Origin of the sequence: Nocardia sp. NBC_01009 (assembly GCF_045208035.1) — a bacterium.
Lineage (GTDB): Bacteria > Actinomycetota > Actinomycetes > Mycobacteriales > Mycobacteriaceae > Nocardia.
The window spans coordinates 645,373-668,298 of record NZ_CP108695.1 but is presented as its reverse complement, the minus strand read 5'-3'; the positions used below and the strand labels follow the sequence as shown (position 1 = coordinate 668,298).

15 protein-coding genes are annotated in these 22,926 nt (G+C 67.8%); 7 read left to right on the top strand and 8 right to left on the bottom strand.

What is annotated here, in order from left to right; all coding sequences use genetic code 11:
• Positions 1-18: 18 nt before the first annotated feature.
• Complete coding sequence (locus OHA42_RS03010; RefSeq protein ID WP_406234368.1) at positions 19-3,111, bottom strand: (Fe-S)-binding protein; 3,093 nt, start codon at positions 3,109-3,111, stop codon at positions 19-21.
• 470 nt (positions 3,112-3,581) lie between these two features.
• Between OHA42_RS03010 and OHA42_RS03005 the strand changes: the two genes are divergently transcribed.
• A complete protein-coding gene (locus OHA42_RS03005; protein WP_406234367.1) occupies positions 3,582-4,316 on the top strand; it encodes a hypothetical protein in 735 nt (244 codons plus the stop codon).
• 54 nt (positions 4,317-4,370) lie between these two features.
• On the opposite strand, the gene OHA42_RS03000 is transcribed toward OHA42_RS03005, so the two are convergent.
• The 6 genes from OHA42_RS03000 to OHA42_RS02975 all read right to left on the bottom strand — a co-directional run bounded on the left by OHA42_RS03000 (position 4,371) and on the right by OHA42_RS02975 (position 14,186).
• Positions 4,371-5,264 (bottom strand): NRDE family protein, encoded by an 894-nt coding sequence (locus OHA42_RS03000; protein WP_406234365.1) that lies wholly within the window; start codon positions 5,262-5,264, stop codon positions 4,371-4,373.
• Between the two features lie 128 nt (positions 5,265-5,392).
• Positions 5,393-6,721 carry a S1 family peptidase gene (locus OHA42_RS02995; RefSeq protein ID WP_406234363.1) on the bottom strand — a complete coding sequence of 443 codons (1,329 nt, stop codon included), beginning with the start codon at positions 6,719-6,721 and terminating at the stop codon, positions 5,393-5,395.
• A 278-nt stretch (positions 6,722-6,999) separates the two neighbouring features.
• Complete coding sequence (locus tag OHA42_RS02990; RefSeq protein WP_406234361.1) at positions 7,000-8,355, bottom strand: S1 family peptidase; 1,356 nt, start codon at positions 8,353-8,355, stop codon at positions 7,000-7,002.
• Positions 8,356-8,522: 167 nt separating this feature from the next.
• The gene (locus OHA42_RS02985) at positions 8,523-9,674 is read right to left on the bottom strand and encodes a hypothetical protein (protein ID WP_406234359.1); all 1,152 of its coding nucleotides are present in this window, start codon (positions 9,672-9,674) and stop codon (positions 8,523-8,525) included.
• Positions 9,675-9,709: 35 nt separating this feature from the next.
• A complete protein-coding gene (locus OHA42_RS02980) occupies positions 9,710-12,373 on the bottom strand; it encodes a LuxR C-terminal-related transcriptional regulator (protein ID WP_406234357.1) in 2,664 nt (887 codons plus the stop codon).
• Positions 12,366-14,186 (bottom strand): Hsp70 family protein, encoded by a 1,821-nt coding sequence (locus tag OHA42_RS02975; RefSeq protein ID WP_406234356.1) that lies wholly within the window; start codon positions 14,184-14,186, stop codon positions 12,366-12,368. Before OHA42_RS02975 ends, OHA42_RS02980 begins: the two co-directional genes overlap by 8 nt.
• Before the next feature lie 301 nt (positions 14,187-14,487).
• Here OHA42_RS02975 and OHA42_RS02970 point away from each other — a divergent pair, with 301 nt between their 5' ends.
• The 6 genes from OHA42_RS02970 (at position 14,488) to OHA42_RS02945 (ending at position 22,306) form a co-directional block, all read left to right on the top strand.
• The gene (locus OHA42_RS02970; protein ID WP_406234354.1) at positions 14,488-16,209 is read left to right on the top strand and encodes an IniB N-terminal domain-containing protein; all 1,722 of its coding nucleotides are present in this window, start codon (positions 14,488-14,490) and stop codon (positions 16,207-16,209) included.
• A gap of 17 nt (positions 16,210-16,226) precedes the next feature.
• A complete protein-coding gene (locus tag OHA42_RS02965) occupies positions 16,227-18,104 on the top strand; it encodes a dynamin family protein (protein ID WP_406234352.1) in 1,878 nt (625 codons plus the stop codon).
• Positions 18,105-18,118: 14 nt separating this feature from the next.
• Positions 18,119-19,645: a dynamin family protein gene (locus OHA42_RS02960; protein WP_406239031.1), complete on the top strand. Its 1,527-nt coding sequence runs from the start codon at positions 18,119-18,121 to the stop codon at positions 19,643-19,645.
• A gap of 107 nt (positions 19,646-19,752) precedes the next feature.
• The gene (locus tag OHA42_RS02955) at positions 19,753-20,079 is read left to right on the top strand and encodes a hypothetical protein (RefSeq protein ID WP_406234351.1); all 327 of its coding nucleotides are present in this window, start codon (positions 19,753-19,755) and stop codon (positions 20,077-20,079) included.
• A gap of 380 nt (positions 20,080-20,459) precedes the next feature.
• Positions 20,460-20,993 carry an NUDIX domain-containing protein gene (locus OHA42_RS02950; protein ID WP_406234349.1) on the top strand — a complete coding sequence of 178 codons (534 nt, stop codon included), beginning with the start codon at positions 20,460-20,462 and terminating at the stop codon, positions 20,991-20,993.
• A 122-nt stretch (positions 20,994-21,115) separates the two neighbouring features.
• On the top strand, positions 21,116-22,306 hold the full coding sequence (locus OHA42_RS02945) for an IS701 family transposase (RefSeq protein WP_406239029.1): 1,191 nt from the start codon (positions 21,116-21,118) through the stop codon (positions 22,304-22,306).
• Between the two features lie 229 nt (positions 22,307-22,535).
• Here OHA42_RS02945 and OHA42_RS02940 read toward each other — a convergent pair whose 3' ends face one another.
• Positions 22,536-22,898: a hypothetical protein gene (locus OHA42_RS02940; protein WP_406234347.1), complete on the bottom strand. Its 363-nt coding sequence runs from the start codon at positions 22,896-22,898 to the stop codon at positions 22,536-22,538.
• Positions 22,899-22,926: the final 28 nt, after the last annotated feature.

Genomic DNA, 22,926 nt, shown 5'->3' with positions numbered 1-22,926 from the left:
GCGTTCAGTTGTTGCCGGTCAGTTCTTGCGCCCCGGCGCCTTTGCTCCGGACTTGAAGCCCAGGCCGCCCGGCTTGGCGGCCGGGGGAGTGGCTTCGGGGGTCCCGTTGCCGTTGGTCGGCTGCTCGGGTTCCGGAGCTGATTCCACCGGTGTCTCGGCAGTCGGTGCCGCCGCGGGGGCGGATTCGGCGGGAGCCGGTGCAGCTGCGGTGCCCGGTGCCTTGGGGCCGGGACGCTTGAAGCCGGACTTCATGGCGAGGCCCTTGACCGGTGCCGTCGGCTTGGTTTCAGTGGGTTCCGAAACCGGTTCGGCGGCCGCTGTTTCCGGAGCTTCGGCGGGCGCCGGTGCTTCGGCAGGTGCGTGTGCCGCGGGAGCCTTGGCGCCTGGTGCCTTGGCCGCGCCCTTCATAGCGAGGCCGGGGGCCTTGCCGCCGCCCTTCATCGCCAGGCCCTTCACCGGTGCTGCGGGTGCCTCGGGCGCTTCGGCCGCGGGGGCAGCCTCGGCGGCCGGAGCCGATTCGGCCTTGGCGCCGGGCGCTTTTGCCGCGCCCTTCATGGCCAAGCCCTTGCCGCCGGGTGCCTTGGCCGGGCCCTTCATGGCCAGGCCCTTGGCCGGTGCGGCGGGCGCCGCGGTGGCTGCCTCGGCCGGTGCCTCGTCGGGTGCCTTGGCGCCAGGTGCCTTGGCCGCACCCTTCATGGACAGGCCACCACCGGGTGCCTTCGCGGCGCCCTTCATGCCCAGTCCACCTGGTGCTTTCGCCGGGCCCTTCATCGCCAAGCCGCCACCCGCGGGCGCGGCCTTGGCCGCCGCAGGGGTCTGCGCGACAGGGGCCGGTTCCGGCTCGACCTCGGGAACTTCCTCGACGACGGGAGCCTTCGGTTCCTGCACCACCGTCAGGTTCTCGGTCAACGTGCCCGCGTCGACGCGGTCGATGGAGTCGAGCATGAGCTGCGCGACGTCGACGACCTCGACGCCTTCGCCCTGGCCTTGCTCCTGGCGCGCGGTGACACCGTCGGTGAGCATCACCCGGCAGAACGGGCAACCGGTCGCGATCTTGGCAGGCGAGGTGGACAGCGCTTCGTCGACGCGGTCGATATTGATGCGCTTGCCGAGCTGTTCCTCCATCCACATGCGGGCGCCACCGGCGCCACAGCACATGGAACGTTCGCCGTGGCGTGGCATTTCGACGAGGGTGGAGCCGGAGGCTTCCATCAGTTCACGCGGTGCGTCGTAGACCTTGTTGTGGCGGCCCAGGTAGCAGGGGTCGTGGTAGGTGACGTTCTGCGACACCGAGGCGACCGGGATCAGCTGCTTGGCCCGCACCAGCCGGTTCAGCAGCTGTGTGTGGTGCACGACCTCGTAGTTGCCGCCGACCTGGGGGTATTCGTTGTTCAGCGCATTGAAGCAGTGCGCACAGGTGACGACGATCTTCTTGCGGCTCTGTTCCACGCCCTCGAAGACCGAGTTCAACACCTCAATGTTCTGCGCGGCCAACTGCTGGAACAGGAATTCGTTTCCCGCGCGGCGTGCCGAGTCACCGGTGCAGGTTTCCTCCGCACCGAGCACCATGAACTTCACCCCGGCGGTGGCAAGCAGTTCGGCCACGGCCTTGGTGGTCTTCTTCGCGCGGTCCTCGTAGGCGCCTGCGCAGCCGACCCAGAACAGGTACTCGTAGCCGTCGAAGCTGTCGGCGTCTTTACCGAAGACCGGGATCTGGAAGTCCATCTCGTTGATCCAGTTGAGCCGGTCCTTGGAGTTCTGACCCCACGGGTTGCCTTTGTTCTCCAGGTTCTTGAACAACCCGGCCAGCTCGGAGGGGAACTCCGACTCGATCAGCACCTGGTAGCGGCGCATATCGATGATGTGATCGACATGCTCGATATCGACCGGGCATTGCTCGACGCACGCACCGCAGGTGGTGCACGACCACAGCACCTCCGGATCGATGATGCCGCCCGCTTCGATGTCTCCGACCAGGGGCCGCTCGGCCTCGGCCTTGGCCGCCGCCGAAATCTTCGCCAGCGCGCCCTCGTTCGGGTTGCCCTCGGCGTCGACGAGACCGACCTCGTCGCCACCCATATCCTTGCGGCCGCCGGCCAGCAGGTAGGGGGCCTTCGCGTAGCCGTGGTCACGCAGCGACATGATCAACAGCTTCGGCGACAGCGGTTTGCCGGTGTTCCAGGCCGGGCACTGGGACTGGCAGCGACCGCACTCGGTGCAGGTGGTGAAGTCCAGCCAGCCCTTCCACGAGAAGTCCTCGATCCGACCCGCGCCGAAGGTGTCGTTGTCCGGATCGGCCGACTCCATGTCGACCGGCTGCCCCTTGGACATCATCGGCTTGGCCGCACCCAGCGCGACGCCGCCGTCATCTTCACGCTTGAAGTAGATGTTCGGGAACGCCGAGAACCGGTGCCACGCGACACCCCATGTGGTGTTGCGGCCGACCAGGTACAGGAATGCCATGCCGGACATCAGCTTCACGAACGCGAACAGCGCGACCATGGTGGTGCTCGCGGGCAGCAGCTCGGCCACCTGCCTGGTGAAGAAGTCGGTGGCCGGATTCGAGTGGCCGTAGGCGGCGATCTTGCCCGCCTTCACGAAGATCATGCCCAGGCCCTCGAGCAGCACGATCGATTCGATCACGTAGGCGGGTGCGAACTTCGAGCCGGTGAAGCGAGCCAGCCGCTCGGGCACCCTGGGGTGGTTGAGCTGACGGATGATGATCAACGCCGAGATGCCGACCACGGTGCCGATACCGAGGATCTCGTCCCACAGGTGGTAGATCGCCCAGCCGCCGATGATCGGCCAGTGGAATTCCGGATCGAAGGTCTGGCCGTATGCCTCGAACCACAGCATGAAGCCGCCGAGGAAGCCGACCATCACCAGCCAGTGCGCCCAGCCGACGGTGCGGAATTTGTTCATGCGGGTGTGCGCGATGAACTCCACGAGCATCTGCTTGAAGCGAGGGAAGAACGGTCGCCAACGGTCCGGCGCGCCTTGGCCGATCATGATGGCGCGGACGATATTCCGCACGCCGCCGAAGAACGACGCCCAACACAGGAGGCTGAGCGTCGCCCCAATCGTGCCCAGCGTCACTGTCAGGGCATTCATGTCGCGACCTTTCTTTAGAGGCAACACGAGTGTCGAGGGCGGCCATGCGCCGCCTCGGTTGGCTCGTATCCTAACCGCCGGTAAGTTACCCGTCAGTAACAACTGGTGTCCATCGTACGATCGCCGGCCGGGTGGAACCCCCTCATGCAGGGGCTCGAGCCCAAATTTGCGTGTGAAGAATGTCACACAAACGCGGCCAATCCTACGGTGTCTACTACCGACCACCACCGTAAACGTCTACCCAAACGTTCCTGCAGGTAAGGACAGGCTTAGTCCTCCGTGTTCCCAGGGCTAGTAATGCATCTCGCATCTTCATGGCGGTTCGATTAATCTCACGTCCGTTCTATTTGCTGTGCCTTTCTTCACGCCGCTCGGGGAGAACCCGAAGGTCAGACCGCCATTGGGTTGAATGAGCTCTCGCGTGTTGGAGAAGGCATCAGGAACACCCGTGATGATGGATTGGAATCTGAATGAATCTCCGCAGAACTACTGCGGCTTCGGCGTTGGTCATCGGTGCGATGACCATCGGCCTCGGCACCGCACATGCCGAGCCTGCACCTGCGGCGCCGCAGCCTCTCAGCTACTCCGTCAAGCTGGTTGACAAGGTCGTTGTAGCAACCCTCAAGGGTGGAACCTTCTCGCTGACCGAGGAGCCCGGCGCCACTGTCGACGACCCGAAGACCACGGTCGCCAACGTGCGTGACGGCAAGGGCAACACCCTCGTCTCCTTCCCGCTGAACGTGGATGTCGACGGCAAGCTCGTGCCGGTCAAAGCGGATATGAAGAACAACGACACCGTGCTCGAGGTCACCCCGGAAAAGCCCGCGGATCTCGCGGTGTCGAACAAGCCGGTCGTCGCGAAGCCGGTTGTCGCCAAGGAAGTCGCGTCGCCGATCGAAAACCAGCGCGCGCAGAACGAATTCGCTAGCAACTTCGGCATCGCGACCGCCGTCGGCGGGTTCATCGGTACCGCGATCGGTGCGATCGCCGGCTGCATCATCACCATTCCGCTCGGCTGCCTTCCGGGTCTGGTGACGGGTGCGGGCATCGGCGGCATCCTCGGCACCATCGCCGTCGGCGGTCCGACGCTGGTTGCTGCGGGCCTCGAGCTGCTCAACACCATCCAGGCTCCGGATGGCACCTCGAAGTGGGCCGAGAAGCCGGTGGCGGCGCCCGCGGCCGCGCCGGTTCAAACGCCGAACTAACTCGAACCGAACAACAATCGGCCCGCTCTCGTAGAGAGCGGGCCGATTGTGTTTTCAGACCTGGCGCTCGCGCAAATCCAAGCTGCCGCTGAACGATTCCTCGCCCTTACCGCGCCCGAACCGCTCGAACGAACGCTCGGCCATCTCGAACGTCCCGTCCTCGCGCACCAGCAGCACCGTGCTCGCCCGGGTGCCGTGCAGGAGGTGCGCGACGAATCTGGCGGACACCGCCCGCTCCAGCGACAGCGGAATGCCGGTGTGCGGCAATTGATCGTCCGGCGCCTGGGTGCGGTCGGCGAGCACCTCGAAATATCGGTCGATATTGCCGGGATCGGTCTCGACGACGGCGCGCAGGCCGAGGACGCCGTCGCGCATTTTGGGCCAGATGGGTTGCGGCGCTTCCAATGCCGTCGCGGATCCCGGCGCCGTCGAGGCCAGGAAGGTCCCGTTGGACAGACCGTGGAAGCCCGGCGTCAGCTCGCGCGGCGGGGTCGTACTGCGGTTGGAATGCCACCAGAGCGATTCGAGGTCCGAGACCACCAAGTTGTACCCGTTGTAGTCATCCGGTGCCGCAGCGACGTCGAGAACGTACTTTTCGGGGCCGGGGAATCTGCCGCTGGGATGGCGGTCGTCGGCGCCGCGCAGAAAATCCATCAGCAGCGCCCCGCGCGAACGGGCGTCGCCGCGTTCGCTGTCCGGGTTGCGGACATTCGTCACGGTGGCGAAGCGGTTGCGTCCCTGCGCCTCTCGCGTCAGGCCGAGCCAGGTGCCCGGGGGGTCACCCGCCGCCTTGCCGGTGGCCCCGAGATCGCGTCCGGCCAGCAGGCCGGTCACCTCCGGCCACCACCGCATCGATTCGGTCGGCCTGGTGTAGAACTCGTCGCGGTTGGCCGCGACGATCAACCGGTACTCCGGATGTGCACGCCAGCCGATCAAAACCAAACACATGTAATCCAGGATGCCGGAACCTACCGGCCGCTGACAGCGCATTCATCCCCGGACGGCCGGGAGAACAGCGCAGTGACAGCAAAAAGGCCGACAGCGACCCGCTGCCGGCCTTTTCGGTGACCCGAGGATCAGTTGGTGCGAATCCGCAGACCCGGGTTGTCCGAGAGGACCACGCTGACCGGCTGCGCGAACAGCTGCGGCACATTGCCGGTGAGGGCGCCGATCAGGTTGGGGATCTCGCAGATCGGGAAGTCGGCCACCGAGGACGCGCTGGAGATGCCCAGTGCCATCCGGCCGGTCACGATCGGGCCGCCGCTGTCGCCGGGCAGCGCGCAGATGTTGGCCGAGAAGCTCTGGGTGAGCTCACGATCGCCGACCAGCACGGTCTGATCGACGGCATTGACGACGCCGCAGCTGAAGCCGGTGCGCGAACCGGACTTGCAGACCGGCGCACCGACGACCGGCGTGGCGACGCCGTCGATCGGGATCGGCGCCCGTCCGGGCACCCGCACGCCGTTGTTCTCGAAGCGGCCCTTGGCCTGGTCGTTGATCCGAACGATCGAGTAGTCCTGCGCACCGAGCACCGACTTCTGGAACGTGCCGAGCTGCGCGCCCGCGCGATCGCCGTGCAGCTCGAAAACGCCTGCCGCATTGCCGTTGCCCGCCGAGGGAATGTCGGGGTTGCAGTGGCCCGCGGTGATGTTCACGGTGTTGCCGGACCGGTCGGTGCCATTGAAGCCGAACGAGCAACGCAGCGACGTATCACCGCCGATCGAGGCGAAACCGTCGCCGCCCGACAGCGCGCCACGCGCCTCACCGGCGATCTCGCCGGCCCGCGGCAGGTTCGCGGGCTCGCTCGCCACCGGCGGAGCCATCACCATGACCCGCATCGGATCGATGAAGCTCGGCATCGGCAGACCCGGCTTGTCGACCCGCACCGCGACGCTGTTGTTGACGGTGTCGATCACCGCGCCGCGCACCAGCGCGGACACCGCCTCGGGCTGCCCGTCGAGCCACCGCTCGAACGCGGTCTTCTCACCGCGCAGCGCAGCCTCGCTCTTGGCGACGTTGCGGACTTCGAATCCGGCCGAATCGGCGGCCTTGCGCGCCTCATCGTTGCCGGATCCCGGCGCGAGCGCCACCACGACGCGGCCCGCCTCGTCGAGCCACGAACCGGCGAAAACCTGGGGGTACTGACGCTGTGCGGTAGTGGCGAAGGCCGCGGCCTGCTGGGCCAGGTCGGCGCGGTGCAGGTACTCCTCCGGCGAGATCTTCAGATCGCGTGCCACGGCCGCTGCCAGCTCGGGGGAAAGTCCGGCATTCGGGTCGGGTTGCGCCGTCGCTACTGCTGCTGTGGGACCGAACAGCAGAATCGCCGCCGAGGCGGCGATTACTGTTTTTCGGACCCGGGTCTGTCGCGCAGCTGATCGGAGCTGACCTATACGTGGCAGGAGCATTCCCAGACTATATGGGCTCCGGCCCGGGGGTGCCTACTTATCACGGGCGACGATTCGGTCGCTGTGTACGTAACCGACGCCACGTCCGGTGTGAGCAGGCTCTGACACACCTGATGGCACTGTCGGACGGCAGTCCGCCGACAGCCGCGCCGGTCGAGCGAAGCCGCAGCCGCAGCCGCGCCGGGTCGAGCGAAGGCGAGGCAGCCGCAGTCGCGCCGGGTCGAGCGAAGGCGAGGCAGCCGCAGTCGCGCCGGGTCGAGCGAAGGCGAGGCAGCCGCCTAGCCGGCCGCCTGCTTGGTGCGCAACTCGACACCGCTGCCGAGTCCGCCGCCCGAGGATGCGTCGATATCGGCGAGGATCGCACGGATCGGAATGCCGAGCGAGGCGGTGCCGCCGTACTGTGCCAGGCCGACATTTGCGTCGTTGCAATTCGGTGCGTCGGCCGCGTTGGAGCCGCTGGTGATGCCGAGCGCGAGGGTGCCGGTGAAGATCGCGCCACCGCTGTCGCCGCCCAGGGTGCACGCCGAGCTGGCGAAGCCGCGCACGGTCTTGCTCACGCCCTCCGCGGTGAACAGCTGGGTCTCGACCCGATCTGCCACCACGAACCCACAGGTGAAGGTGGACGACTGCCCCGACTTGCACACCGGTGCACCGGTCACCGGGTCGGCGGTGCCGGTGATGGTCAGTGTGGTGCCGTTGGAGCCGCGCACCGATGGCTGGTCCATGCCGGCCTTGACCGCGCGCTCGTTCAGCTTGATGACCGAATAGTCCAATGCGGTCGGTCCGCCGAGCTTCGCCTGCATGAAGGTGCCGACCTCGGGGCTGTTCGGAATGTCTTTGACGTTGGGCAGGTAGACCCCTGCCTGCTGGTCGCCCTTGCCGAGATTCGGATCGCAGTGGCCCGCGCTGATATTGAGCGCATTGCCCGCGGCGTCCACGCCGTTGAAGCCGAACGAGCACACATCGACGCTGCGCAACTCGGCATCGTGCAGCGAGGTGGGGGCGCTGATGTAGGTGTCGCCGCCCATCGGGCGGCGCTCGATCGGGCCGCCGCTGCCCGGCGACAGGATGACCTTCACGTTGGCGATGAGCGTCGGCAGGTTCAGCACATGGCCGGCCGGAGTGTTCGCGACGGTGAGGACCAACTGGCTGTTGAGGAAGTCGACGGCGACGGAGTTGATCGTGGTGGACAGCTCACGCGGCAGGGTGTTGATCCACTGATTCAGTTGCATCAGGGAGTTTTCCAGTGCGTTCGCCGAGACCGGAGCGAGGTGGGTCTGGTAGCCGGCGGCCGAGGCGATCTTGGCGGCATCCATCGAGGTGACCGCGACGAACGGCCTGCCGTCCGCGCCGATCCACGCGCCTGCGAAGGAATCGGGACGTTCGGACCGGAAGTCACGCGCGTATTCGCTGAGCTCCTGGGCGCGGGCGGACCGTTCCAGATACTCCGCGGGCGTCATCTTCAGATCGCGCGAAATGGCCTGCACCAATTCGGCGGGCAGATTTTCGGCGGTCAGCTGTGTCGGGGTGGCCGATGCAGAGGTGATACCGAGAAATGGAGCGAGGAAAACGGTCGCGGCGCATCCGACGGCTGCTGCCTTGACCGCGGCGCTGCGCGCCACCAACTTGCGCATGAAGTCCCTTCGTCGGCACGGGGCGTGCCAGCTACATCCGTGGGCCACAGGCTGAATCCGTTGGCGCACAGTCCTCGTCCAGCAACAGACCGGTCGTCGGAAAGTTTTCCGGCAACACCGGTCAGCGGATCACTTTAGGGCACAAACCGGGGTTGGGCTCTACTAAATCAGCGAGGACGTGTGATCTCCGAGGTGGGCCGCCACTGCCGCGGTGTTGGCACCTCGATATGGAAGGGGCTGGTCGTTCGAGTCGGCCGCGAATTGGTCGTTCGTCGGGCGGTCGTGGTCGGTGGCTCGGTGGTGGTTTCCGGTGGCTCGGTGGTCGTGGGGACCGGTGGCTCGGTCGTTTCCGGCTCGACCGTGCGGGTGATGACCACCGGCGGTTCCGTGGTCGGCGGGGGCGTCGTGATGGGCACGGTGGGGAACTCCACCGGTGGCGCCGGTGGCGTCGGGGTCACCGTCACCGGATCGGACTTGGCGTCCCGCACCGTCGGCACCGGGGTCTTTCCGGTATCGCGGAACAGCACCGACACGCCGAAACCGCCGAGCACCAACCCGATCACTACCGCCGCCGCGATCAGCAGCGGGGTGGTGCGGCCGGGCTGCGCGGTGGCCCTCGGCGCGATGGTCTTCGGCGCGGCAGGCGACTCCGCTACCGCTGCGGTCGGCAGCTGCGCGAGGATCGGGTCGGCGATCGGCAGCGCCGCCGAGTAGGCCTGCATTTGTTGCGACCCGGGGGCAGGCACCGCGGGAATCACGTCGGTGACCACGGTCGAGTTCTCGGCGTCGCTCGGATCGGGCGGGGTGCTGCCCGCCGGTGTCGCCAGCACCGAGGCCAGCGCCGCGCGGGCGGCGTCGTAGGCCAACGCTGCCTCCGGGTCGCCGATATCGGTGCCGGGCAGGTCGCCCTCGCTGACCAGCACCACCGAGCGCAGGCCGAGATAGTCGAGCGAATCGCGCAAGGCTTGGACGTATAGCGGCGGCCAGTCGGTCGGATGGGTCGCATAGAACTCGGCCGGGCCGTTCAAATAGTCGGCCGCCAGATTGATCAGGCAGAACAGTGCGGTCGCAACCAGATCCTCGGCCCGGTAAGCCTCGCCGGCATCGACCGGGATACCTGCCGGATCGCCGACCCGGGAGACGAACTCGGTGATGGAGTGCGAGTGATCGGCCGGCGCCGGTCCGCCGAGGACGGTGTCGCCGTCGTCGGACATGTGCAGAATCGACTCGCGGATGATGAATTGCGGTTCACCGGCGTCGGTGACAATCGCCGCGGTGCAATTGTTCTCGGCGATGCGCAGACCGACGCCTGTGGCCATCCTCGTTACCTCGCTTCGGATCAGTCCGCGACCCGTCACACCAGCAGCGAGCCGTGTCCCATCGCGCGGAGCATAGACAAAAGCTCCGAGCGGGACCTGGCACCGATACGGCGCCGGATGCGGGCGACGTGATGCTCTACCGTCTTCGCGGAAATGTACAGGCGTGCGCCGATCTCCCGATAGGTCAAACCTAGCAGTACGAGTTCGGCGACTTCCCGTTCGCGTTCGCTGAGGATCGCCGTCGCCTGCGCCGCCGGTGCAGACGCGGCAAGCTCCCGACCGTTCGGCGCCGCGGCATGCGCGGGCGGACGAACTGCGGGTTCCTGTGGACGCGCATCGGAGCGAACCGTGCGAGCCAGCTTGAGCAGTGCGGTCGCGGTCGTGGAGTCGCCCGCGGCGAGCGCGGCCTCACTGGCGAGTCGGGCGGCATCCCAGGTCAGGCCGATCTCGCTGAGACCGGCGACGGCCACCTGCACCTGCGCGACCTCGACCTGTCCGCGCAGCACGAGCACCCAGGTGCGGCCGGCGTCGACGAGCACGGCGGCATGCCGGTCGCCCGCCTCGGCCGCGGTCTTGAGCAGTCGAGCGTGCGGCAGCAGCTCTGCGGGACTCTCGTGTGCGATCGCGGCCTGCACGCCGTACCAGTGGAAGGCATTCGCCCAGGCCGGCGGTTGATCGAGGCGTCGGAGCAAGGTGAGGGAGGCGTCCACCAGCGGCGTAATCCGGCGCTCGTCGCGCAGCCGGATGCCGGCGAGCCACAGTTCGCCGATCGGCAGCAAGGTGAGCAGATCGGCGTCCACGTCGTCGAACAGTGGATAGGCAGCCTGCCAGGCCTTGGCGAGTGCGGCGTGATCGCCGCTGCGCCGTGCCAGGCCGACGGCGACGCCGTGGGCGAGCAGTTGGTCGCGGGTATCGAGCGAACCCGGTTGCAATGCTGCGACTGTCGCCGCGGCTGCCTGCTCGTCGCCGCCGAGCATCGCGGCCCACGCCTGCAGCACCTGGAGTTGATGACAACGCAGGCCGCTTGCGGTGGCTCTGCGCACGGCATCCCCTGCACGGTCGGGTTCACCGGTGCCGAGGCACAGCAGAGTCGCGATGGACACCGCGGTGCACGGCAGGAACCTGTCGACTCCCGAATCGGCCTGCGCCGCCTGGATGAGCGCGGAAACTGCTGCGGTGGTACCGGTTTCGTGCTCGACAATGGTCTGTGCGAGCGCCGTGGCGATGAGCCGGGCGTGCGCGTTGGTCTCGGTCGGTGGCCACTGTGTCGCCGAATGCGACATCTCCGCGGCGGCGCGTACATCGCCCGCGAGGTATAAGACAGTCGCGCCGACCGCCCAATCCGCGCCGATGCGATGGGATCCGAGCCAGGAGTACAGCTGCGCCGCCCGCCCGACCAGACCGCGTCGGGTCAGCACGGCCGCGCAAATCCGCACGGCCGCGGCGAGTTCCGGTGCACTGACACCCGAGCGGACCAGCACCGGCTCGGCTAGACGCATCGCTGTCTCGCCGTCGCCGATGCAGGCGGCCGCCTCGGCCCAGCGCACCGCGATGATGTCCGGGTCGGCGCCTGCCGCGGCGGCCGCGGCGTAATAGCGCACCGCATCGCGGCCCGCCTTTGCCGCGGCGGCACACAGGAATTCGGCAAGTCGCTGATCGCGCACGCCGGACTCGGCCAGCTGCAGCGCGGTGTGGTCGCGCATCAGGCCCGCGTCCAAACGCGCGGTCAGCAGCCTGCGCTGGACGGCGACGAACCGTCGGTCGCCGAGCACCGTGCGCAGTGGTGCGATGGCGGGACCGAGCAGCAGGTCGGCATCGGTCACCAGGGCGCTTGCCCGGGCCCTGTCGATGAGATCCTGCGCCGCGGCCGTGTCGATGCCGAGCACCTCGGCCAGTTCGGTCGCATCGAGTCCGGTGCCGGTGGTTGCCACGACCATGGTCTCGAGCAGGTCGGGCGCCACGGTGTCCAGCATGGCGCGCGCCCAGCCTGCGACCGCCTCGTCGACGGCACCGATACCGGCGTCGAGCCGCGCCGAACAGGCCGCGGTGAGTGCGGCGACCACGCCACTGCGGATGCCCGCGGTCTGCTGGTGGATGTGCTGGGCCACCGGGCGCGGCACCGCCATGCCGAGCTCGCGGGCGAACGGCGCGATATCGCTCACGCCGAGGGCGCGGAGGTCGACCACCCGGCCGCGGCGCGCCACAGTGTCGGCGAGCTTGCGCAGGGACGGGTCGTGCGGGCGGGGCTGGGCCGCGATCACCATCGTGTAGCGGCCGGATTCGACGGTTGCGCACAGGTTTTCGAGCTCGGCGTGGCTCAGGGTCTCGGCGTTGTCGATGATCAGGGCGGGCCGTGCCTGCGTGGTTTCGGCGCGGGACTGCGTGGTGTCGGCGGCGGGCACGATACGGGACGTACGGCGCCCATTGCCTGCTGCGGCACCGAATGCGCTACGCGCGCCGGCCATCGCATGGACGGCATCGCCGGAGCCGACCTCGAGCGCAGTCGCAGACAGCGCGGGGTGATCCTGCAGTGCGATCCCGCGAGCCTGCAGCCGGGCGCGGATAACCGAAAGCAACATGGATTTACCGGTGCCGGAGCGGCCTCGGATGAGATACACGACCGGTCGCTGACCGGCGGCATCCAGTTCGCGGAAGATCTCGCGGGCGCACGGGAGGGTATCGAACGCGATGTCAGCCACCAGAGCCTCCGATGATCTGGCCGGGCGCGTGCAGAATGCCGCCGACGCCGTCGACTACCCCGTCGACGCCATCGACGACCCCGTCGAGGGTGTTGTCCAGTGCGCCGCCCGGCGACTGGGTGGGCGGTTTGGGCGAAGGTGCAGGCGCTGGTGCGGGGGCCGGAGCGGGCGCAGGCGCTGGTGACTGTGGGGCTGGTTGGGATGCTCCGGGCGTCACAGGCGCGGGGTTGGCCGGTGCGGGCGCTTGTTGACTCGCCACGGCCTGGTCGGGCGCGGGCGCGTTGTTCACCGCCTCCACCGACGTCGCGCCCGGCGCTGCGGAGCCGGGTTGTCCTGCTTCGGGTTTCGGGTCGGTACCGGTCGGGTCTGCCACCGATGCGACTGTTCCGGGAACCAGTGCGTTGCCGGTTCCCGCACTGGTGGTCGCCGCCGCGTCGGACGTGCCGGCGGTGGCCTGTTCGGTGGATGCGGGACGGCTCGGCTCGGGTTGGGCCCCGGTGCTGATCGCGACGGTACCGGTCGCCAGCAGCCCGATGACGACCACCGCGCCCGCGACGACGGCTGCCCGCTGCCGGCCGGTCAGGTTGCGGACACGTGAGCCGGGCAGCGCCCCGGCCTTCGGCGGCGATTTGTCCTGCCACGACACCGCGGGTAGCTCTTCAGTCTTCGCCGAGGCATTCGTCACAACCGCCGCCGCGGCCACGAGCGGCGCGCGATCGACGGTGGCGGCCAGCAGATCCGTGGCCAGCACGGCGGCACCGCGAGCGCTGGTGTGTCCGGGCTCCGCCGCGGCGACGACCGGAAGGCCGAACTCGGTCGAGATCAGCTCGGCAACCAGTGGAATCGCGCCGCCGCCACCGGTGAGCAGCACGCGGCCGATATCGCCGATGTCGAGCCCGGCGCGCTGCACCGCATCCCGGACCAGTTCGATCGAGCTCAGCAGCGGTCCGCGCAGCAGATCCTCCAGCTCGCCGCGGACCAGCCGGATGTTGTCGGTGCGCCGATCGTTGGGATCCAAGCGCACCGGAACCACGGTCGCGGTATTTATGGAAAGCTCTTCTTTCGCATTTCTGCAGCGGTCGCGCAATACCGACAATTCACGCTCGACGACCGGGTCGAACGGATCGAATTCATTTCCGCGTAGCGCGTTAGCCAGGACGTAGCGCATGGTCAGCAGGTCGAATTCGGCGCCTGCCACGTCGGTGCTACGCAGCGGTGTGCCGAGCAAGGCCGCCTGTTCGCCGGTGCGGACCACCGAGACGGTCAGCCCGGTGGCGCCGAAGTCGTAGACGACCACCGCGCTGTCGCCGAGCGGGCCGTGTGCGGCTTCGAGCCAGCGCACCGCGGCGGTCGGTTCCGGAACCAGGGTCACCTCACGTAGGCCCGCCCGATCCAGCGCGGCGCGTTGCATATCGACGGTGTGCCGCGACCACCACGCCGGATGGCACGCGACCGTGGCCGAGCCGTCTTGCGTTGTCTCTGTATCGATTTCGTCGATCAGGCACCTGACGGCCGTGGCCATCAGGTCCGCGGCGGCATGGCTCGTGCCGTCCTCGGCCAGGATGCCGACCGGATCGCCGACCCGGTCGAGGAAGCCTTCGAGCACCACGTCGCTGGAATGCCTGCCGGTGGCGCGGGCGTCCGTCCCGAAGGCCGGCGCGCTGTCCGCGGCCAGGCGCAGGACGCTCGGGTGGGTCAAAACAGCGCCGCTACCTGCGGGTCCGTCAACCCCATCGCTGATATCCCCGGTCGCCGCCACGGCGACCGAATTAGACGCTCCGACTGTGATGCCGAGCGCCAGACGCTCTGTCATTCGAGAACCCCGTTCGAAAAACTGTTCGGTCCGATGGCGCTGTTGGTTAGTCCCGCCGCTGCGGAAAAGGGTTGCGTGGATCTTGTGGATCCGTCAGTTCTGTCGGTTGCTGGCGGTCCGCCGTTACTGAATCGGGGCATGTTCGGGGAAATTCCCCTAATGGTCTTCGGGTCCCTAACGGGTATCGACGGCGGACAGTAGGGGTCCGCCCCGTTTCGAAGTAACGCGTGGGGTCCTTAGCGTGAAATGCATTCCAACGACCGCGGATCGCGAGGGTCCGCTCATCCAGGAGATGATTTCGATGACACCCAACGCGATTCTGGAGTTCATTCTCAATCTGCTACGCCACCACGACGCCGCGGTGGCCTACTGCGCCAACCCCGGCCAGGCGCTGGTCGCGGCCGGTCTACCCGATGTGACGCCCGAGGACATCGCCGCCGTCGCCCCGATGGTCGCGGAATCGGCGCTGGTCAGCGGTGGCTCGCAACTGTCGGCGATCGTCGCGGCCGGTTCGCAGGCCGCCGGGAACGCAGGCGCTGCCGCTGCCGTCACCACCGGAGCGGCCGTCGCCGCCGACGCGGGCCTGAATCTCGGCGGCGGCTTGCAGAACGACATCGACCTCGGCCTGCAAGCCGGAACCGGAGTCGACCTCGATCTGACCTCTGGCCTGGACACCGCGATCGGCGCGGGCCTGCAGCTCGGTGCCGACATCGGCGCCGGGGTTTCCGCAGGTCTCGATGGCCTCGCCAATGCGGGCGCCGACCTGACGGCCGGCCTCGGCGGTGCACTGGACACCGACCTCGGCGCAGTCATCGGCGCCGGCGCGCAGGTTGTCGCGGACCTCGGTGCCGGGTTGTCCAACGGCCTGCACGGCGCTGTCGATGGCGGTGCTGGTCTCGGCGGAAATGTCGCGACCGATCTGAGCGGTGTGCTGGACGCGGGCGCGCAGGCCGCGGCGGGGCTCGAAACCGGGCTCGGTGCCACTCTCGGCGCCGGCGCGCAGCTGGGAACGGATGTGGGCGCTGGTGTCACCACCGGCCTCGAAGGTGTGCTCGATGCGGGTGCCCAGCTCGGGACGGGTTTGGAGGCGGGTTTGTCCACCGGTCTCGGCGGTGTACTCGGCGCGGGCGCGCAGGTGGGTGCTGATTTGGGGGCGGGTGTTTCGGCTGGTCTCGATGGTGTTCTGGATGCGGGCGCGAATCTCGGGACCGGTGTTGGGGGTGCCGCGCTCGGTGCCGGTGCTGATCTGGGTGCTGACCTTGCCACCGGTCTCGGTGGTGCGGTGGACCTCGGCACGGGCTTGGAAACGGGGTTGACCACCGGAATCGGTGGTGTCCTCGACGCCGGTGCCCAAGCGTCGACCGACCTCGGCGGGGGTGCGCAGGCCGGAGCGGATCTGGGAGCGGGGTTGTCCACCGGCTTGCAGGGTGCTGTTGACGCGGGTGCGGGTCTGGGTGGTGCTGTCGATGCTGGTGCGCACGCAGGCACTGACCTGACCGCCGGCCTCGGTGGTGCTGTTGGCGCCGGTGCGCAGGCGGCGACCGGGTTCGAGACGGGACTTTCGACAGGAATCGGCGCTGCTGCCGATACCGGCCTGTCGGCTGGTGTCGGTGGCACTGCGGACGTGGGGACACACCTGGGCACGGGCCTCGAGACAGGGCTCGGCGGCGCGATCAACGGTGGACTGTCGACGGGGATCGACACGGCCGCCGATCTTGGCGGCGGGTTGTCCACGGGTGTTGGTGGAACTGTGCATTCCGGGCTGGAAACGGCTGCGGGAGTGGGTGGTTCGGCGGGGACCGGAGCGCATGGTGCGGCGGATCTCGGCGGCAGTGTCGGGTCGACTGCTGCTTCGACCGCGAATACCTGGTCGTCACTGGATGTTTCGAGTGCGTTCGGCTCGGGCCTGGAGAGTTCGGTCGACGCACACGGCGACTCCAGCCTGTTCTCCGACACACATGCGGGTGCCGACGTCGCCGGAAACGGTGGCGGGGACCTGCACGACGATATGTTCCTGCACTGAGGGAGAGCGATAACGCGATGGGGACACCCGCACCACAGGCAAAACCACCGGCGGTACCGCTGCTTTCGGTACTCGGTGAAACCATCGCCGCGGCGCGCGCCGCGGGTCGCACCGACCTGGTCGGCCGCCTGGAAGTGGCGGCCGATCGGGTCCGTGATCCGCGGCGGCGCATCGTCATTGCCGGACAGCTCGGTCAGGGCAAGAGTCGGTTCGTCAACGCACTGTTGAACCTCGATATCTGCCCGGTGGGCGATGATGCGACCACCGCGGTGACGACCGTCCTTTCCCACGGGCCCGAACCACGTGCCGAGCTGGTCGTCACAGGTCACAGCGGTGGGCAGGAGGCACGAATCCCGGTGCCGGTCGACGAGATCGGCACGATCACCGCACGATCACCGCTGGCCGAGGGACGCCGGATTCTCCGTCTGGAGATTCAAGTGCCGAACCCGCTGCTCGCCGACGGCATCGTGCTGGTGGACACCCCCGGGGTCGGCGGGCACGGAAGTTCTTATGCGGCAAGTGTGCTCGGCATGGTGCCCGCCGCCGACGCGGTGCTGGTGCTCTCGGACGCCTCGACCGAGCTGACCGAGCCGGAGCTCGCCTTTGTGCGTCAGGTGCGCGAACTGTGCCCGACGGTCGCGCTCCTGCTCACCAAAACCGACCTGTACCCGCATTGGCGGCAGGTGCACGAGGCCGACCTTCGCCACCTGGAGTCGGCACGGCTCGACGTGCCGATGATCCCGGTCTCCGCGGTGCTGCGCAGCCACGCCATGCGGTTGCAGGATCAGCAGCTCGGCATCGAATCCGGCTTCGGCGTGCTCTATCGGTTCCTGCGTGAGCAGGTGGTTGCCCGCGATGTGGCCGCGACCCGCCTCGCGGTAGCGCGCGACATCCAGTCGGCCGCAGAACATTTGGCGCTCGCGCTGGGCAGCGAACTGGTCGCACTGCGCGATCCCGAGCAGGGCGCTGCGGCCGTGCGCGAATTGCAGTCGGCCAGGACTGCGGCCGAGGACCTGCACCGCCGCACCGCGGCATGGCAGCTGACACTCGCCGACGGAATCACCGACCTGGCCGGCGATGTCGATCATGATCTGCGTGATCGGTTGCGCACTATCGCCAGAACCGGTGAGGAGTGGATCGACGCCCATGATCCCGGCAGACATTGGGGCCGGATCGCCGAATGGCTCACGGGCACCATCGATACCGCACTCGGAGACAACCTGCTGTGGACGCATGCCCGCGCGGTGCAACTCGCCGAGCAGGTCGCCGAACATTTCACCGAAATCGGTGCCGTCGACCTGCCCGACGTGCACCCCGGCCTCAACACCGACGAGAGCCGCGCCGGATCGGGCACCCTCGCCGACCTGGAGCCCGACATCGGCCTCGGCAGCAAACTGCTCGTCGGAATGCGCGGCTCCTATGGCGGTGTGCTGATGGTCGGTCTCGCCAGCACCTTCGCCGGGCTTGCGTTGCTCAACCCGCTCTCGCTCGGCGCGGGTCTGCTGGTCGGCGGCAAGGCTTTCCGTGATGACAAGCAGGCCAGGATGGCGCGCAGGCGGAACGAGGCGAAGATCGCGGTCCGGCGGTTCGTCGACGATGTCGCCTTCCAGGCAGGCAAGGAATCCAAGGACCGGCTGCACCGCATCCATCGGGCCCTGCGCGACCACTACACCGGCGTCGCCGAGCGCAGCCTGCGCTCGATCGACGATTCGCTGCGCGCGGCGCAGGAGGCGGCGACGATGGAAACCACGCGGCGCGCCGAGCGGTGCACGGTGCTCGAGCGGCAGCTGCGGGTGGTCGCGGAGCTGCGGCGCTATGCGGATGCCATGCAGACCATACGGGTGATCGAGCGTGTCGCGCCGTTGGAAGGGCAGGTCGGTACGGTGGGCCGATGAGAATCGATGCCCGGATGGCCCCCGGGATCGTCGCCGAGGCCCGTCAGCTGGTCGGCGCGGCCCGTCAGGCGTTCGCCGGTGAACCGCACCCGCGCGCGTTGCTCGCCGACTGCGCGCGCCGACTGGATCAGCCATTGCGTGTCGCGCTGGCGGGCTCGCTGAAAGCGGGCAAGTCGACGCTGCTCAATTCCCTTGTCGGACAGGACATCGCGCCGACCGATGCCACCGAGTGCACGCGGGTGGTCACCTGGTATCGGTACGGCTCGACACCGAGTGTGACCGCGCATGCCTCCGATGGCGCCCGGGCGAATGTGGTGGTGCGGCGCGGCGGTGGAGCCCACGGGCTGACCTTCGACCTGGACCGCTTGACCTGGAACGCGCCCGCGCCGCGGGAGGTGGACCATCTCGAGGTCGAATGGCCCTCGGCTGCGCTCGCGCACACCACGATCATCGATACGCCGGGCACTTCGTCGTTGTCGCGGGAGGTGTCGCAGCGGACCGCGCGGCTGCTGACGCCGGGCGACGCCGGGCTGGACACCCCGGAGAACATCGCCATTCCCGGTGCGGATGCGGTGGTGTATCTGCTGCGCAGGCTCGATGCCGCCGATATTCGGTTCCTCGAGCAGGTCGGAGCTGGTGCGGCGGGCGATTCGGGAGTGTCCGGTCCGCTCGGCGTTGTCGGCGTCGTCTCGCGGGCCGATGAGATCGGGGCGGGCCGGATCGATGCATTGCATTCCGCCCGCGATGTCGCGGTGCGCTTCGCCGGCGAGCTGGAGCGAACCGGCTTGTGCCAGGCGGTGATTCCGGTCGCCGGACTGCTTGCGTTCGCCGCCGCGACGCTGCGTCAGCAGGACTTCGCGGCCTTCGACGCGTTGGCGGGTGTTCCGGTCGACGAGTTGAGCGCCGCGCTGCTCTCGGCGGATCGCTTCGCGCGCGCCGATATCGCGCTTCCGGTGTCACCGGGGCTGCGCGCGCAACTGGCCGAGCGGTTCGGCATGTTCGGAATCCGGATGGCCATCACCCTGATTCGGCTCGGCGTCCGTGATTCGACGACGCTGGCAGCGGAATTGACCAGCCGCAGTGGCGTCGATGAATTGCGTTCGGTGCTGGACGTCCAATTCGGCCAGCGCGCCGACCAACTCAAGGCGCATTCCGCCCTGACCGTCTTGGCTCGCGTACTCACCGCCTACCCCGGCGTCGCGGCCGAACAGCTGCTGCCCCGAGTGCGCACCCTACTCGCCGACGTGCACGGCTTCGCCGAGCTGCGTCTCCTCGGCCGCCTGCGCACCGACGAATTGACCCTTCCCGCAGACGATCTCGCCGAACTCCATCGACTGATCGGTGGATCCGGCGTCGCACCGCACCTGCGCCTCGGTCTCCCGATCGACACCTCGCTGGAGCAGCAGCGCGCGCACGCCGTCGCGGCCGTCCGCAAATGGCGCACCCGAGCCAAGCATCCACTCGCCGATCAGTTGACCATCACGGCCTGCCTCACCGTGGCCCGCAGCGCGGAGGGCATTCTCGACCTTCTGTCGAGCTGAATGGCTACCGTCGTCACACTGAACCCGCAGGTCCTCGGCCAGGCGGAGAACGCACACCGCGCGATGCTCGACGAAATTCTGCGGAGCCCCGGCATGACCTACCACCAGTGGGTCGGCCTCACGTCGCCACCACGGCGGGCGACCAGGTTCCGCTCGAGCAGCTCATCGGTCGGCTGACCGGCGCTCTGAAGACCGATATCGACACGGTCCGAACCACCCTCGCCGAACTGACCGTCGAGGGTCTGATCGACCAGGACTCGACGACTGTTCGTGTCACCGATCTCGGTCGCCTCCGCTTCGGCGCGGTCCGCTCGGATATCGAGGCCGCGATGCAACAGGCCTACGCCGACATCCCGGCCGCGGATCTGGACACCGCGGGCCGAGTCCTGGCCCAGGTCACCGCCCAGTTGAACGCGGTGCTCGCGGCCGCGTGAGGATCCATGAGACGGCGCGTGAGGTGTAGACGCCCGCGCCCGCCGTGGTCGCCGCGGGTCCGGACAGTGCGTACTGGGTCCTGCTCAGGTAGCTGGTCCCGTTGAACGGCTGAATGAGAACCACGGGATGGTAGGTGAGCTGTGGATGGTCGCGCCCGCCGTGGGTGGCCGTCGGACGTTGCGTATCGGGACCTGCTCAGGTAGCTGGTCCGGTTGAACGGTTGCATGAGAACCACGGGATGGCAGGTGAGCTGTGGATGCCCTCGCCCGCCCTCGTGGATGCGGACTCCTGATGGCTGTTCTCTGTACGACCGGTTGGCGGCGGTGTAGAAGTGGAAGGGTCGTGCCCGTCCCGGTCCGCAACCGAAGGTCGTGAGTCGATGATGGACAGCGTCGAGGATTCATTTGCCCAGGTGCGGCTGGCCGCGGGCGGCCTGTTCGTGCGCGGCGAGGAAGTGTTGCTCGTGCACACCACCGACGGCGGTGGCTGGCAGATTCCTGGCGGCTATGTCGAGTCCGGCGAATCGCCCGCCGCCGCGTGCCGCCGCGAGATTCGCGAAGAACTCGGCATCGACCGCCCCGCACAGCGACTCCTCGTGCACGACTGGGCGCCGAGTGCCGACGACGGCGACAAGATTGTCTACATATTCGACTGCGGCGTCCTCGGCGACGAGAAGGCGGTCGAGTTGCAGCCGGGCGAGTTCGACCGTTGGCAATGGGTTCGCGTGGACACCCTCGACGACTTCGTCGTGCCCCGGCTGGCGCGCCGGCTGTGGCACGCCTTCCGTGCCCGCCTGGAGGACCGCCCGCTCTACCTCGAACACGGCCGAACAGCCCTGGCATATCCCAGCGCCGACGCCGCGCCCGCGTCCTGGCTCGACCGCCAGGCCGACCGTGACCGCCACCTCGGCTGAGCGAGTCGACCGAGTCGACTCCGCTGAGCTGCGTTAGCTCGAGTCGGCTCGGTTGGGTCGCTTCGGCCTAGTACTCCAGCAGCACTTAGTTATATTGTGCGGTAACCTCTTTCGTTGTGGTGATCGATGAGGATCTGGCTGCGTGGGTGGCTGGGCTGGATGATCTGTTCGGGCGGGTGGCGGGGCGGTTTTATCGGGCCGAGCCGAGGTTGCGGGCGCGGGCGTATGTGCGGGGGCTGCTGGCGCCGTTGGCGGGTAAGAATGGGTGGACGTTGGCCGAAGCCGCTGGTGACGGGACTCCGGACGGGATGCAGCGGCTGCTGAACAGAGCGGCGTGGGATGTCGGCGGGGTGCGTGATGATGTGCGCGCGTATGCCGTCGAGCACCTCGGCGATCGGGATGGCGTGCTAGTCGTGGACGAGACGGGTTTCCTCAAGAAGGGCGTGAAATCGGTTGGGGTGCAACGCCAATACTCCGGAACGGCAGGGCGGATCGAGAACTGTCAGCTGGGTGTGTTCTGTGCTTACACCACCGGAAAAGGGCGCACGCTGATCGACGGGGAGTTGTATCTGCCCAAGTCGTGGACCGAGGACCGGCAACGCTGCCGTACGGCCGGCGTACCCGACGAAGTCGAGTTCGCCACCAAGGCAACATTGGCGAAGCAGATGCTCGCTCGCGCGCTCGATGCCGGGGTGCCGGCGCGGTGGGTGACCGCCGATGAGGCATACGGCGGGGACTCGAAGTTCCGGTCCTGGCTCGAAAACCGCCGCATCGGCTATGTGGTGGCGGTGCCGTGCAGTCAGACCATCCCCGTCACCGCGGGCAGCACGCGCGCGGATTACCTTGTCGCACAAGCACCTTCACAGGCGTGGAAACGCCGAAGCTGCGGCGAGGGCGCCAAGGGGCCACGCCTGTTCGACTGGGCCGTGGCCACCCTTCCCACCTACCACGACACCACCGCGCCGGGCTGGAGCCGCTGGGTGCTGGCGCGGCGCGCCTTGACACCGAACACTAAAGGTGAGCTGGAAATCGCCTACCACCTGTGCTGCGCACCTACCGGCACCACCGACGACGAACTGATCCGAGTGGCCGGGGCACGTTGGGCCGTGGAGGACTGCTTCCAAACCGCCAAGACCGAGGTCGGGCTCGACCAATACCAGGTCCGCCGCTACGACGCCTGGTACCGCCACGTCACCCTCGCGATGCTCGCCCACACCTACCTCGCAGTCACCGCCGCTATCTCCCCAAAAGTGTTGGCAGCGGCCTCATCTCACTCACATTCGGTGAAGTCCGACGTCTTCTGGCACACCTGATCACCACTACCAAGACCCTCGAACAGATCTGGCACTGGTCGATCTGGCGCCGACGCCACCAATACCGGGCCAAACAAGCCCACTACCAGCGACGACACTCCTTATATAACTAAGTGCTGCTGGAGTACTAGGCCGTGTCCTGCAAGTCATCGCAGTCATAGGATGAGGGCGGCGATGGTGAGTTCGCCTGGTAGTACCGGAGTGAACTCCCTCTACGGCCTCAACACCACTAGCCGCGATAGATCTCGACGTAAGCGTTGGTGGTCACGGCGATGACGCCGGGACCCATACCCGTGCAGCCCGTGGTGATGCGCTGGCCTGCCGGTGTGAAGGGGTAGCTGAGTACAGGATAGGAACCGACACCGTAGAGGGGGAACGGCCCGCTGGCATAGAGGCCGAAGCAGTCGACGTGCAAGACGTAGCTGCTTCCTCCGTCGGGTTGGCACGTCGCCGACGCACCGGAAAGATCTCGCTCGACGATGCAATCCTGCGGCGCCGCTTGGGCAGCGCCGGAGCCGATAATTGCTACAGCGGCCAGACCCGAAAAGCCAGCGGTCGCGACTCGTGCGGCGGCAACAACAGTCTTCTTCATGGAACCTCCTTCAGTGTCAGGTGATCTT